General features: G+C 61.7%; 10 protein-coding genes. 2 read left to right on the top strand and 8 right to left on the bottom strand.

Annotation, left to right across the window (positions count from 1 at the left end):
• Nucleotides 1-14 precede the first annotated feature (14 nt).
• The gene (plsB, locus tag ACUN0G_RS04990; RefSeq protein WP_445572824.1) at nt 15-2,519 is read right to left on the bottom strand and encodes a glycerol-3-phosphate 1-O-acyltransferase PlsB; all 2,505 of its coding nucleotides are present in this window, start codon (nt 2,517-2,519) and stop codon (nt 15-17) included.
• A 193-nt stretch (nt 2,520-2,712) separates the two neighbouring features.
• On the opposite strand from plsB, the gene ACUN0G_RS04995 reads away from it, so the two are divergent.
• Complete coding sequence (locus ACUN0G_RS04995; RefSeq protein WP_017479430.1) at nt 2,713-2,922, top strand: cold-shock protein; 210 nt, start codon at nt 2,713-2,715, stop codon at nt 2,920-2,922.
• Between the two features lie 122 nt (nt 2,923-3,044).
• Here the strand turns inward: ACUN0G_RS04995 and ACUN0G_RS05000 are convergent, their stop codons facing one another.
• The 4 genes from ACUN0G_RS05000 to ACUN0G_RS05015 all read right to left on the bottom strand — a co-directional run bounded on the left by ACUN0G_RS05000 (nt 3,045) and on the right by ACUN0G_RS05015 (nt 8,269).
• Complete coding sequence (locus ACUN0G_RS05000) at nt 3,045-3,422, bottom strand: hypothetical protein (protein ID WP_445572825.1); 378 nt, start codon at nt 3,420-3,422, stop codon at nt 3,045-3,047.
• Nucleotides 3,423-3,499: 77 nt separating this feature from the next.
• Nucleotides 3,500-4,309 (bottom strand): putative RNA methyltransferase, encoded by an 810-nt coding sequence (locus ACUN0G_RS05005; protein ID WP_445572826.1) that lies wholly within the window; start codon nt 4,307-4,309, stop codon nt 3,500-3,502.
• Nucleotides 4,309-5,460, bottom strand: coding sequence for a succinyl-diaminopimelate desuccinylase (gene dapE / locus ACUN0G_RS05010; RefSeq protein ID WP_445572827.1), 1,152 nt, complete (start codon nt 5,458-5,460; stop codon nt 4,309-4,311). Before dapE ends, ACUN0G_RS05005 begins: the two co-directional genes overlap by 1 nt.
• A 217-nt stretch (nt 5,461-5,677) precedes the next feature.
• Nucleotides 5,678-8,269 (bottom strand): glycosyltransferase, encoded by a 2,592-nt coding sequence (locus ACUN0G_RS05015; protein ID WP_445572828.1) that lies wholly within the window; start codon nt 8,267-8,269, stop codon nt 5,678-5,680.
• Between the two features lie 219 nt (nt 8,270-8,488).
• Here ACUN0G_RS05015 and tcdA point away from each other — a divergent pair, with 219 nt between their 5' ends.
• The gene (gene tcdA / locus ACUN0G_RS05020; RefSeq protein ID WP_177048605.1) at nt 8,489-9,298 is read left to right on the top strand and encodes a tRNA cyclic N6-threonylcarbamoyladenosine(37) synthase TcdA; all 810 of its coding nucleotides are present in this window, start codon (nt 8,489-8,491) and stop codon (nt 9,296-9,298) included.
• 119 nt (nt 9,299-9,417) lie between these two features.
• On the opposite strand, the gene ACUN0G_RS05025 is transcribed toward tcdA, so the two are convergent.
• The 3 genes from ACUN0G_RS05025 to dapD all read right to left on the bottom strand — a co-directional run bounded on the left by ACUN0G_RS05025 (nt 9,418) and on the right by dapD (nt 12,134).
• On the bottom strand, nt 9,418-9,828 hold the full coding sequence (locus ACUN0G_RS05025) for a SufE family protein (RefSeq protein WP_445572829.1): 411 nt from the start codon (nt 9,826-9,828) through the stop codon (nt 9,418-9,420).
• A complete protein-coding gene (locus ACUN0G_RS05030; RefSeq protein WP_445572830.1) occupies nt 9,825-11,030 on the bottom strand; it encodes an aminotransferase class V-fold PLP-dependent enzyme in 1,206 nt (401 codons plus the stop codon). Before ACUN0G_RS05030 ends, ACUN0G_RS05025 begins: the two co-directional genes overlap by 4 nt.
• 69 nt (nt 11,031-11,099) lie before the next feature.
• Nucleotides 11,100-12,134: a 2,3,4,5-tetrahydropyridine-2,6-dicarboxylate N-succinyltransferase gene (gene dapD / locus ACUN0G_RS05035; RefSeq protein WP_421525206.1), complete on the bottom strand. Its 1,035-nt coding sequence runs from the start codon at nt 12,132-12,134 to the stop codon at nt 11,100-11,102.
• Between the last annotated feature and the right edge of the window lie 30 nt (nt 12,135-12,164).

Below are 12,164 nucleotides of genomic sequence, written 5' to 3' on the forward strand. Positions count from 1 at the left end.
GCGCCTCGGTCACTCTAGTGTGTTTCTTCGGGTGCGACGGGCTTGTCTGCCGCGTCTTCGCTGCGATGCAGGGCCACCTGGCGAATTGACAGGCGAATATCTGCCGGCAATACGCGCTTGGCCGCGCCCTCGGCCAGCTCGCCCAGCAGCGGGTGATAGCTCAGCTTGCCGGCCTCGTCGCGGCGCAGCACATCCTGTTCCAACAACGTCTGGATGAAATGTCGGAAAAGGCTCTTGTCGAAGAACTCTGGGGCATTCAGGCCATGGAGGATCGACAGGCGCTGGGCCATGACCGTGCACAGGTCTTCCAGCTCTTCGGCACTGATGCTGTTCTGGCCGCTGTTGAGCAGCAGCGAGATGGCCATGTAGAAACGTTGCAGGGTCTGGGCGATGCTCTTGGACAGCAGCGTCAGCAGTACAAAGTGTCGCGAACTCGGGGCCGGGCGCAGGTACACCTCGTTCTCGAAGCGCAGCAGGCCTTGTTCGACGAAGGCTTCCAGCCACTGGTCGACCACCGCGTCCAGCTCGTCCAGGGTCCAGCGGATAAACAACTCCGATTGCAGGTATGGGTAGAGCGCGCGGGTGTAGCGCAGGATTTGTTCGCGGCTCATGCGCGAGCTGCTCTGGAAGAAACTCGCCAGCAGCGCCGGCAGGGCGAAAATGTGCAGCACGTTGTTGCGGTAGTAGGTCATCAGGACGGCATTTTGCTCGTCCAGATAAAGGATTTTGCCCAGGGCATCGCTCTGCTCCGACAGCAGTTTCATGTCCTTTACATGCTTGATCAGCGCCAGGCCATCCCCCTCGGGCAAGGTGGTGTGGGGCGAGTAGGGCACCTTGCGCAGCAGCGCCAGGTACAGATCCAGCTGGCGCGCCATGGCTTGTTCGTCCAGGGCCAGGCGGGTGGTGGACAGCAGCGCCAATGCCACCAGGTTCACCGGGTTGATCGCCGCCGCTTCGTTCAGGTGTTGCGCCACCCGTTCGCCGAGGCGGTTGGTGGTTTCATTGAGCCAGGCCGGCTTGTAGTTCGGACCCAGTTCCTGGGCGCGCCAGTCGGGCTGCTCGTTGTCGAGGAATTCCGCCAGCTTGATCGGTTCGCCGAAGTTCACCGCGACCTGGCCAAAGCGCTGCTTGAGGGCGCCGACCACTTTGAAAATATCGAAAATCGACTCTTTCTTCTTGCTCGCGCCGCGCAGCTCGCCGAGGTAAGTCCGGCCTTCCAGCACTCGCTCATAGCCGATGTACACCGGCACAAACACGATGGGCATGCGCGAGGAGCGCAGGAAACTGCGCAGGGTGATCGCCAGCATCCCGGTCTTCGGTTGCAGCATGCGCCCGGTGCGCGAACGTCCGCCTTCGACGAAGTACTCCACCGGGAAACCCTTGGTGAACAAGGTGTGCAGGTATTCGTTGAACACCGAGGTGTACAGCGGGTTGCCCTTGAAGGTGCGGCGCATGAAAAACGCCCCGCCACGGCGCAACAGGCTGCCGATCACCGGCATGTTCAGGTTGATCCCGGCGGCGATGTGCGGCGGTGTCAGGCCATTCTTGAACAGCAGGTACGACAGCAAGAGGTAATCGATATGGCTGCGATGGCACGGCACATAGATCACCTCGTAGCCCTGGGCGACCTTTTGCACGCCCTCGATGTTGTTGACCTTGATGCCGTCGTAGATTTTGTTCCAGAACCAGCTCAGCACCACTTCCAGGAAGCGGATGGCGGTGTAGGTGTAGTCCGAGGCGATTTCGTTGCCGTAGCGCAGGGCCTGGGCCTTGGCTTTTTCGGGGGTGATTTTCTCGCGTTCGGCCTCGTCGAGGATCGCCTGGCGCACCAGCGGCATGTTGACCAAGCCCTTCACCAGGTTGCGCCGGTGGGACAGGTCGGGGCCGATCACGGCGGTTTTCAGGTTGCGAAAGTGCACCCGCAGGATGCGTTGGGCCATGCGCACGGTGCGTTCGTGGCCTTTATTGTGCTCGATCAATTCACGCAGGTTGATGGGCGCGGAGAATTGCACCCGGGTCTTGCGACCCAGGATCAGGATGCTCAGCAGCCGGCGCAGGCGGCCGGTGACGGCCCAGCTGTCGGCGAACAGCAGTTTCCACGGGCTGGACTCGCTGTCGGGCGACTGGCCCCAGAACACGCTGACTGGAATGATCTGTGCATTCTCTTCGGCGTGTTCGGTGAGTACGTCCACCAGGCGGGTGAGGGTGGGCGGTGCGCCACGCTTGTCCTGGCGGCCGAGCCAGTCGGGGTCGGGCGTCAGGTAGAAGAAGGCCGCCGGTTCCATCAACGGGCCGACTGATACCGGCAGCACCGGGCGCGGCAGGCCGGCCTTGGTACATTCGGTATCAACCACCGCCAACTCGGTGAGGGACGGGGATTGCAGGACGTAAAACACCGGACGACTGCGGTCGAGGTTCAGGGTAAGGGACGACTGGTTGATCGTCTCTGAGCGAACCCAGAGGTACAACAGCCGGCGCAAGGTGCCAAATACCAGACGGCGAAAGGGAGAGCGGGTCATACGGCTTCTGCTTTGAGTGGGAAAAACCGAGCGGTTGCTCGGTGCGCTAGTGTGCAGTATTAGCCGAAAATCGGCAAAAAAGCGGCGAAGTAATCTTGAGTTGAAGCTTTTTGAGCCTGTCTTATACTCGGCAGTTCAACTGCGACGACTCAACAATAAACGTACTTATAAAAAGCATGTGGGAGCAAAACAGATGGCAACGCGCGAAACCGGCAATGTGAAGTGGTTCAATGACGCCAAGGGTTACGGCTTTATACAGCGGGAAGATGGCAAGGATGTGTTTGTGCACTACCGCGCCATTCGCGGTGAAGGGCACCGTTCGTTGTCTGAAGGCCAGCAGGTGGAGTACGCCGTGGTGACGGGCGAGAAGGGCTTGCAGGCTGAGGATGTGGTGGGCCTGTAACCTTGGCGTGATCGTTCCCACGCTCTGCGTGGGAATGCTTCTTTGGACGCTCGGCGTCTGCTTTTAATCGTGACGCGGAGCGTCACAGGCTGCATTCCCACGCAGAGCGTGGGAACGATCCCTCAGGTTGTTTTCCAGGTGATCTGCTCTTCACCGTCTTCGCTGATACGAATCCAGGTATCCGCGCTTTCTTCACCTTCTTCCTCAACCCAGCTGCCCGGTGCGCAACGCACTTCGACGTTCAGCGCGGTAAAGGCCGCACGGGCGCAGGCGATGTCGTCTTCCCACGGGGTCTGGTCGCTTTCCAGGTACAGGCTGTTCCATTTGCCTACGGCTTTCGGTAGCCAGGTGACCGGCACGCTGCCGGCTGTGCACTTGTAGGTCTGGCCACGCTGGACCCAATCGGTGCACGGGCCCAGGGCAGCGCCGAGCCAGGCGGCGATGGCCTTGTGGTCGACGTCGGCGTCCTTGAGGTAAATCTCGATATCGGGTTGGCGCATGGATGTTCCTCATTGCGGGATTCTGAAAATCCATTCGCGGATTCAGCGCAGGCCCCGAGAGGCCCGCAAATAATGGGTTATTGAAGCACGAAATAGTCGTAGCGCATCGACACAGTGACCAGCAGCGGTTCAGCCGCCTCGATCACTTGGGCGCGGCGCTCGGCACTGGCGCGCCAGCCGTGGGGTGTCATCGCCAGCAGATTGGCGCGGTCGTTGGGATCGGCCAGGCTGAGCTTGAACTCCAGGGTTTCACTGTGCTGCAGGCTCATACCTGCCGGTACCAGCGCCAGGTGCTTGTCGTCGGTGTACTCGCGCACTTCGTCGTACAAACGCTCACGCAGTTCCATCAGGTGGCCGCTGGTGGGGCCGACTTTCATCAAACCACCGCCCGGGCTGAGCAGGCGCTTGGCCTCCAGCCAGTCCAGCGGACTGAAGACACTGGCAAGGAACTGGCAGCTGGCATCGGCCAACGGCACCCGGGCCATGCTGGCGATCAACCAGGTCACCGTGGGGTTGCGCTTGCAGGCGCGCTTGACCGCTTCCTTGGAGATATCCAGGGCATAACCATCAGCGCGCAGCAGGGTGTCGGCGATTTGCGCGGTGTAGTAACCCTCGCCACAGCCGATATCCAGCCAGCGCTGGGGTTTGCGTTCCGCAGCCAGTTCGGCCAGGCGCCTGGCCACCGGGGCGTAGTGCCCGGCATTGAGGAAGTCGCGGCGCGCTTCCACCATTGCCAGGTTGTCGCCCGGGTCGCGGCTGTTCTTGTGCTGCACCGGCAACAGGTTCAGGTAACCCTGGCGCGCGCGGTCGAAACGGTGCCCGACCGGGCAGGCCACGCCGTTGTCCACCTCGTGTAGCGGTGCGCTGCAAATGGGGCAAGCGAGCATCAGGCGAGCAACTTGATCAGGGTCTGGTAGTAGATTTCGGTCAGCACATCGAGGTCGCTGGCGAGGATGCGCTCGTTGACCTGATGGATGGTCGCGTTGACCGGGCCCAGCTCCACTACCTGAGTGCCTAGGGTCGCAATGAAGCGCCCGTCGGAAGTGCCGCCGCTGGTGGACGCCTTGGTCTCGCGGCCGGTGACGGCCTTGATGCTGGCGGAGACGGCATCGAGCAACGCGCCCGGTTCGGTGAGGAACGGCAGGCCCGACAGCGCCCACTCCACATGCCAGTCCAGGCCATGCTTGTCGAGAATCGCCGCGACCCGCTGCTGCAGGACTTCAACGGTGGACTCGGTGGAGAAGCGGAAGTTGAACACCGCCGTCAGGTCACCCGGGATCACGTTGGTGGCGCCGGTGCCGGAATTGAGGTTGGAAATCTGGAAGCTGGTGGGCGGGAAGAAGCTGTTGCCGTCGTCCCAATGCTCGGCGGCCAGTTCGGCCAGGGCCGGGGCGGCCAGGTGGATCGGGTTCTTCGCCAGGTGCGGGTACGCTACGTGGCCTTGCACGCCGCGCACGGTCAGGGTGGCGCCGAGGGAGCCACGACGACCATTCTTGACCACGTCGCCCACCAGGGTGGTGCTCGACGGTTCGCCGACGATGCACCAGTCCAGGCGCTCCTTGCGGGCCGCCAGGCGTTCGATCACGGCCTTGGTGCCGTGGTGCGCCGGGCCTTCTTCGTCACTGGTGATCAGGAAAGCCACCGAACCCTTGTGGTCCGGGTAGTCAGTGACGAAACGCTCGGAGGCGACCAGCATCGCGGCCAGGCTGCCTTTCATGTCGGCCGCGCCACGGCCGCAGAGCATGCCGTTTTCGTCGATCAGCGCATCGAACGGGTCGTTCTGCCAGGCCTTGACCGGACCGGTGGGCACCACGTCGGTGTGGCCGGCGAAGCACAATACCGGGCCTTCGTGTTTGCCGTGGGTGGCCCAGAAGTTATCCACATCCTCGATGCGCATCGGCTCAAGCGCAAAACCGGCGTCGCCCAGGCGCTGCATCATCAGCTTCTGGCAATCGGCGTCGATCGGCGTCACCGACGGGCGACGGATCAGGTCGATAGCGAGTTGGAGGGTCGGCGAAAGGTCGGCGTGGGCCGTCATGTAAAAACTCCAGAAATCGAGGCGGCGACGTTCTAATTGTAGGAGCGAGCTTGCTCGCGAAGGTCGTTAACGATAACGCGCCCTGTCTGGATGCACGCGTCGATCTCAAGTGCTTCGCGAGCGAACTCGCTCCTACAGTCATGTGCAAGGCAAAAGGGCCGTTATCTTATAGCAAAACGGCGGCCAGAGGCCGCCGTTTAGTGCATTGCGCAGGATTTTAAGCAGCGGCCACAGGCTCTTGCTTCGGTGCCGGTTTCGGCAGCGAAGACAGGAACGCCATGATCAGCGCCGCCACATACGGCAGCGACTGCACCAGCAACATCACCACCCAGAAGCGTATGTCGTTGCTCGGCAGGCCCTGCACCAGGTAAATCCCCAGTGCCGCGCCCCACAACAGCAGCATGATGAACATCTCTTCCCGGGCTTCGGAAATCGCCACCCAGAAACCGTGGTTATCGGCGTTCTTCGGTGTACGAAAGAACGGAATGCTGGTGGTGAAGAAGCCGTACAGCACTGCCTTGGCGATGGTGTGGGACAACGCCAACCCGGCCAACGCTGCGCAGAACGCATCTTTCAGGTTCACACCCACCGCACGGCGGTAGAGGAAGATGATCTTGCCGACCTTGAACACGAACAGCGCCAATGGCGGAATCGCGAAGATCAGCAGCGGCGGGTCAACCCGCGTCGGCACGATAATCATCGCCGCCGACCACAGCAGGGCGCCCACGGTGAAGAAGATGTTCATGCCGTCGGCCACCCACGGCAACCAGCCCGCGAGGAAGTGGTAGCGCTGGCCGCGGGTCAGCTCGGTGTCCTTGCCGCGCAACAGGCTCGCGGTGTGACGCTTGATGATCTGAATCGCCCCGTAGGCCCAGCGGAAACGCTGTTTCTTGAAGTCGATAAACGTATCGGGCATCAGGCCTTTGCCGTAGCTGTCGTGGTAGTACGCCGCCGACAGGCCTTTCTCGAATACCCGCAGGCCCAACTCGGCATCTTCACAGATGCACCAGTCGGCCCAGCCCAGCTCTTCAAGCACCGAGCGACGGGTCATGGTCATGGTGCCGTGCTGGATGATCGCGTCACGGTCGTTACGGGTGACCATGCCGATGTGGAAGAAGCCTTTGTATTCCGCGTAGCAGAGCTTCTTGAAGGTGCTTTCGTTCTGGTCGCGATAATCCTGTGGCGACTGCACCACGGCGATTTTCGGGTCGGCGAAGTGCGGCACCATGTGCTTGAGCCAGTTGGGCGACACGCAGTAATCGGAGTCGATCACCGCGATCACTTCGGCATCCTTGGCGGTATGCGGGATCAGGTAGTTCAGCGCGCCGCCCTTGAAACCGGCCAGGGGCGAGACGTGAAAGAACTTGAAGCGCGGGCCCAGGGTTTCGCAGTAGTCGCGCACCGGCTCCCACACGGCCGGGTCCTTGGTGTTGTTGTCGATGATCAGGACTTCGTAGTCCGGATAGTCGAGGGCGGCCAGGGCGTCGAGGGTCTGTTTGACCATCTCCGGCGGCTCGTTGTAGCACGGCACGTGGATCGAGACTTTCGGGCGGTAGTCCGAATCCCCTTCAACCGGCAGGAATTCACGCCGGCGTTTGTGGGTCCAGACTGCTTCCGCCAGTTCATGGGCCTCGGTCAGCAGCACAATGAATACGCCCAAGGCGCCGAGGGCGAGGAGGACGCCCACGGTAACGCTGAACCAGGTGCTGTATTGCTGGCTGTAGTCGTAACCGATCCACACCAGCACCGAACCGCACAGGAACGCGATGAAGGTCAGGAAGGTCCGGCCTCGCTGGCGCAGGGCCGAGCCGTCGATCATCAGCAGCGTCAGGGACAGCAGCGCAAGCACCACCGAACCGATGGCCAGCACCCGCCATTGCGGGATCGCTACCACCGGCCCTTCAAAGTTGAATTTCTGCTGGCGCGCGGCGTTGAACACACCCCAGTAGGCGCCCGCCGAGCCTTCATCGCTGACTTTCCACGGCTGGTCGAACGCCTCGATCACGAAGTAGTTGTAGCCCTGGCGATTGAGCTTGTTCACCAGTGTGCGCAGGTAAATTGCCTGGTCGGCCGGGGACGTTTCATTGCCACCCCGCATGCGGCCGTTACTCGGCCAGCCAACCTCCGACAGCAACAGCGGCTTTTTCGGGAACAATTTCTTCAGGTCCCGGGCGCGGTCGAGTACGTACTGGCCGGCCTTGTCCATCGGAATAAATTCCCAGAACGGCAGGATGTGCGCGGCGATCAGGTCGACGTGCTTGGCCAGTTGCGGGTTCTTTTCCCAGATGTGCCATTGCTCGGAAGTCGTCACCGGTACTTTCACGGCGGCGCGCACCCGGTCCAGCAGCACGATCAGCGCTTCCGGGGTGATTTCTTCACGGAACAGGGCTTCGTTACCCACCACCACCCGCACGACGCTGCGGGAGTTGTTGGCGATTTCGATGGCACGCTGGATCTCGCGCTCGTTGCGCTCGAGGTCCGGACTGATCCAGATACCCAGGGTCACCCGCAGGCCGAACTCTTCCGCCAGCTTGGGGATATCCCCCAGGGTGCCGTCGACCGAGTAGGTACGGATGTTGTCCGTCAGCTTGCTCATGATCGCAAGGTCCTGACGCATTTGATCGTCAGTCGGATACTGGTCTTTCTGTGGGAACTGGCCTTGCTGGAACGGCGAGTAGGAAAAACCGGAGATCTGTTCAGGCCAGTTAGGGGCAGTGACCGGGCGGTTGATCAGCGCCCAGAAGCCGGTGAACAGCGCGGCGATTGCCAGCACTACCACCAGGTTGAGTCCAAATTTACGCGATGACATGGCTATTTCGGGTTCCAAAGGGTGTGGAACGAAAAGAGGTGTCGGCCTGCGCCGAACGGCGCGCATCCTACACCGGCCTTTCACTGACCGTACAGCAAGCCGAGAAAAACCGGACATTGGGCAGTGCAACTCGTCGTAAGTTCTCTTACTTGTAGCTTGTAGCTTAAAACTTGTCGCTGCGTAGCCCTATAATGCGCGCCGGTTTTTGGGGTAATGGTCATGAGTACAGAAGATCCACGGTTTGCCGGCGTCGCCCGCCTGTATGGCATTGAAGGCCTGGAACGCTTGAAGGCGGCCCACGTGGCCATCGTCGGTGTGGGCGGGGTGGGCTCGTGGGCGGCGGAAGCCATCGCCCGGTGTGGGGTGGGCGAGATTTCGCTGTTTGACCTGGATGATGTGTGCGTCAGCAACAGCAACCGTCAGTTGCATGCGCTGGACAGCACGGTGGGCAAGGCCAAGGTCGAGGTCATGGCTGAGCGCCTGAAGGGCATCAACCCTGACTGCACCGTGCACGCGGTGGCGGATTTCGTCACCCGCGAGACCATGGCCGAGTACATCACTCCGAACATTGATTGCGTGATCGACTGCATCGACAGTGTGAACGCCAAGGCCGCGCTGATCGCCTGGTGCAAGCGGCGCAAGATCCAGATCATCACCACTGGCGGCGCGGGTGGGCAGATTGATCCGACGCTGATTCAGGTGTGTGATTTGAACCGCACGTTCAATGACCCGCTGGCGTCGAAAGTACGCTCCACCCTGCGCCGCGACTATGGCTTCTCGCGCACCGTGACCCGCCATTACAGCGTGCCCTGCGTGTTTTCCACCGAACAACTGCGTTATCCGAAGCCGGACGGCAGCATCTGTTTGCAGAAGAGTTTTGTCGGGGACGGCGTGAAACTGGACTGCGCCGGTGGGTTTGGCGCGGTGATGATGGTCACCGCGACTTTCGGCATGGTGGCGGCGACCAAGGCGGTGGACAAGATAGTCGCCGGGGTGCGCCGGCCTTCGGATCGAGTCAAGGCCCCTTAATTCCGGCACCTTACACAAATCAAAAATGTGGGAGCTGGCTTGCCTGCGATGGCGGTGTATCAGTCATCGTTGTAGTCACTGACAGACCGCCATCGCAGGCAAGCCAGCTCCCACAGTGGTTATGTGTTTGAGCTCAGCTGCCGCATGCGCTGCAGCACCGCATTCAACCCATTGCTGCGGGACGGCGATAACTGCCGCGACAGGCCCAGTTGTTCAAACCAGTCGGGCAAGTCGACCGCCTGCAACTCAGCGGCAGACAAACCGTTAACCCGTGCCAGCAACAGCGCCACCAGCCCGCGTATCAGTCGCGCATCGCTGCTGGCGGCAAACTGCCAGTGGTCATCCTGCAAGCGCCCCACCAGCCACACCAGGCTTTCACAGCCCTGCACCAGGTTGGCGTCCACCTTGTCTTCATCCGGCAAGGCGGGAAGACGCTCGCCCCATTGCATCAGCAGGCGGGCCCGTTGTTCCCAACTGCCGACGGTCTGAAACGTCTCCAGCGCGATAACAGCCTGCGGCGGCAAATTCATCGCAACATATCCAGGGCTTGATCCAGCGCTTCAAAAAAGCGCTCCAGGTCATCGGAGTCGTTGTACAGCGCCAGCGACACCCGAATCGCCCCCGGCAACCCCATCTGCTTGAGCAATGGCATCGCACAATGATGGCCAGCGCGTACGGCAATCCCTTGTTCAGTCAGCAAGTGGGCAAGGTCGGCGTTGTGCACGCCTTCCACCACAAAACTGGCCAGGGCTACTTGCGGCGAACCCAGCAGGCGCACGCCGTTGCGGGCTTGCAGGCCGCGCAACAGGTAGTCGTGCAAGGCGGCTTCGTGGGCCGTCACCGCGTGTTGATCCAGGGAACTCAGGTAATCCAGGGTTGCGCCCAGGCCGATCACGCTGGCGATCGGTGGTGTTCCGGCTTCGAAACCAAGGGGCGCGGGGCGGAAGCTGGCGCTTTGATAGTCAGCCAGTTGCACCATCTCGCCGCCAAACTGCCAATGGCGCAGGTGATGCAGGGCTTCGGTGCGACCGTAAAGCACGCCAACACCATCCGGCCCGTAGAGCTTGTGGCTGGAAAACACGTAGAAGTCGCAGCCCAGGGCCTGCATGTCGTGGCGACCATGGACGATGCCCTGGGCGCCATCGACCACCGTCAGTGCATCGTAGGCCTTGGCCAGCGCCAGCAATTGCGGCAACGGCTGCCAGGCGCCAAGCACATTGGACAGTTGGCTCACCGCCAGCAGGCGGGTGCGCGGGCCGATCAGTTCGGCGGCGGCTTGCAGGTCTATCAAGCCGTCATCGTTAAGCGGCAGTACCACCAACGACAACTCGCGACGCTTGGCCAGTTGCTGCCACGGCAGCAGGTTGGCGTGGTGTTCCAGGGCGCTGATGACAATCTCGTCGCCCGGGTTGAATAGGTGCTCAAGGCCATAAGCCAGGAGGTTCAGCGCTGACGTCGCGCCGTGGGTGAAGATGATTTGCCCGTTGTCACCGACGTTCAGCCACTGCGCCACCTTGTTGCGACTGTCCTCGAACGCCTGGGTCGCATGGGCGCCCGGCAAATGCTGGGCACGGTGCACATTGGCTGCGCCATTGGCGTAGTAATGGCTGATGGCGTCCAACAAGGCTTGAGGTTTTTGCGTGGTGGCGGCGTTGTCCAGATAGGTCTGGTCTTGCCGTTGCAGGGTGGCGATGGCCGGAAAATCGGCGCGCCAGGGAGAGGGCACAAGCATGGTGATCAAGGCTCGTATAAACGGCCCGCACCGGTCAGGTGTGGGCCGTCAGTGGCATCGAGTCGCTGCTTAGTTGTGAGCGTGCAGCGCTGCGTTCAGTTCGATGGCCGATTTGTGGGTTTTGCACTCCACGGCACCGGTCTCGGAGTTGCGGCGGAACAGCAGGTCCGGTTGGCCGGCCAGCTCACGGGCCTTGACCACTTTGACCAGCTGGTTTGCTTCATCCAGCAGTGCCACCTTGGTGCCGGCGGTAACGTACAGGCCCGACTCCACGGTGTTGCGGTCGCCCAACGGGATACCGATACCGGCGTTGGCGCCGATCAGGCAGCCTTCGCCGACCTTGATCACGATGTTGCCGCCGCCCGACAGGGTGCCCATGGTGGAGCAACCGCCGCCCAGGTCCGAACCCTTGCCGACGAATACGCCAGCCGACACACGGCCTTCGATCATGCCCGGGCCTTCGGTACCGGCGTTGAAGTTGACGAAACCTTCGTGCATCACGGTAGTGCCTTCGCCCACGTAGGCGCCCAGGCGGATGCGCGCGGCATCAGCGATACGCACGCCGCTCGGCACCACGTAGTCGGTCATTTTCGGGAACTTGTCCACCGAGAACACTTCCAGCAGCTCGCCACGCAGGCGTGCTTCCAGTTGACGCTCGGCCAGCTCGGCGATGTCGATCGCGCCCTGGCTGGTCCAGGCCACGTTCGGCAACTGCGGGAACACACCGGCCAGGTTCAGGCCATGTGGTTTGACCAGGCGATGGGACAGCAGGTGCAGCTTGAGGTAGGCCTCAGGGGTGGAAGTCAGCGCGGCGTCTTCGGCCAGCAGGGTGGCGACCAGCGGCGTGTGGCTTTCAGCCAGACGGCTCAACAGGGCGGCTTGGGCGGCGTCGACGCCTTTGAGTGCGTCAGCCAGTTGCAGGGCCTGGGTGACGGTGAAGGTGATCGCCTGGTTGCCTTCGGTGTAACCGAGGATCGGCGCGATGGCAGCAATGATGTCAGCCGATGGATTGAGCAACGGTTGTGCGTAAAACACTTCCAGCCAAGCACCTTGGCGGTTCTGAGTGCCGACGCCGAAGCCCAGGCTGAACAGGGAATTGGACATGCTGTTACCTCTACAAAAATGGAGTGGGCT

This window comes from Pseudomonas sp. 32A (assembly GCF_052682255.1).

Excerpts from the sequence above, each read along its gene's own strand:
- plsB (WP_445572824.1), bottom strand. The coding sequence starts at position 2,519 with ATGACCCGCTCTCCCTTTCGCCGTCTGGTATTTGGCACCTTGCGCCGG.
- ACUN0G_RS04995 (WP_017479430.1), top strand. The coding sequence starts at position 2,713 with ATGGCAACGCGCGAAACCGGCAATGTGAAGTGGTTCAATGACGCCAAG.
- ACUN0G_RS05000 (WP_445572825.1), bottom strand. The coding sequence starts at position 3,422 with ATGCGCCAACCCGATATCGAGATTTACCTCAAGGACGCCGACGTCGAC.
- ACUN0G_RS05005 (WP_445572826.1), bottom strand. The coding sequence starts at position 4,309 with ATGCTCGCTTGCCCCATTTGCAGCGCACCGCTACACGAGGTGGACAAC.
- dapE (WP_445572827.1), bottom strand. The coding sequence starts at position 5,460 with ATGACGGCCCACGCCGACCTTTCGCCGACCCTCCAACTCGCTATCGAC.
- ACUN0G_RS05015 (WP_445572828.1), bottom strand. The coding sequence starts at position 8,269 with ATGTCATCGCGTAAATTTGGACTCAACCTGGTGGTAGTGCTGGCAATC.
- tcdA (WP_177048605.1), top strand. The coding sequence starts at position 8,489 with ATGAGTACAGAAGATCCACGGTTTGCCGGCGTCGCCCGCCTGTATGGC.
- ACUN0G_RS05025 (WP_445572829.1), bottom strand. The coding sequence starts at position 9,828 with ATGAATTTGCCGCCGCAGGCTGTTATCGCGCTGGAGACGTTTCAGACC.
- ACUN0G_RS05030 (WP_445572830.1), bottom strand. The coding sequence starts at position 11,030 with ATGCTTGTGCCCTCTCCCTGGCGCGCCGATTTTCCGGCCATCGCCACC.
- dapD (WP_421525206.1), bottom strand. The coding sequence starts at position 12,134 with ATGTCCAATTCCCTGTTCAGCCTGGGCTTCGGCGTCGGCACTCAGAAC.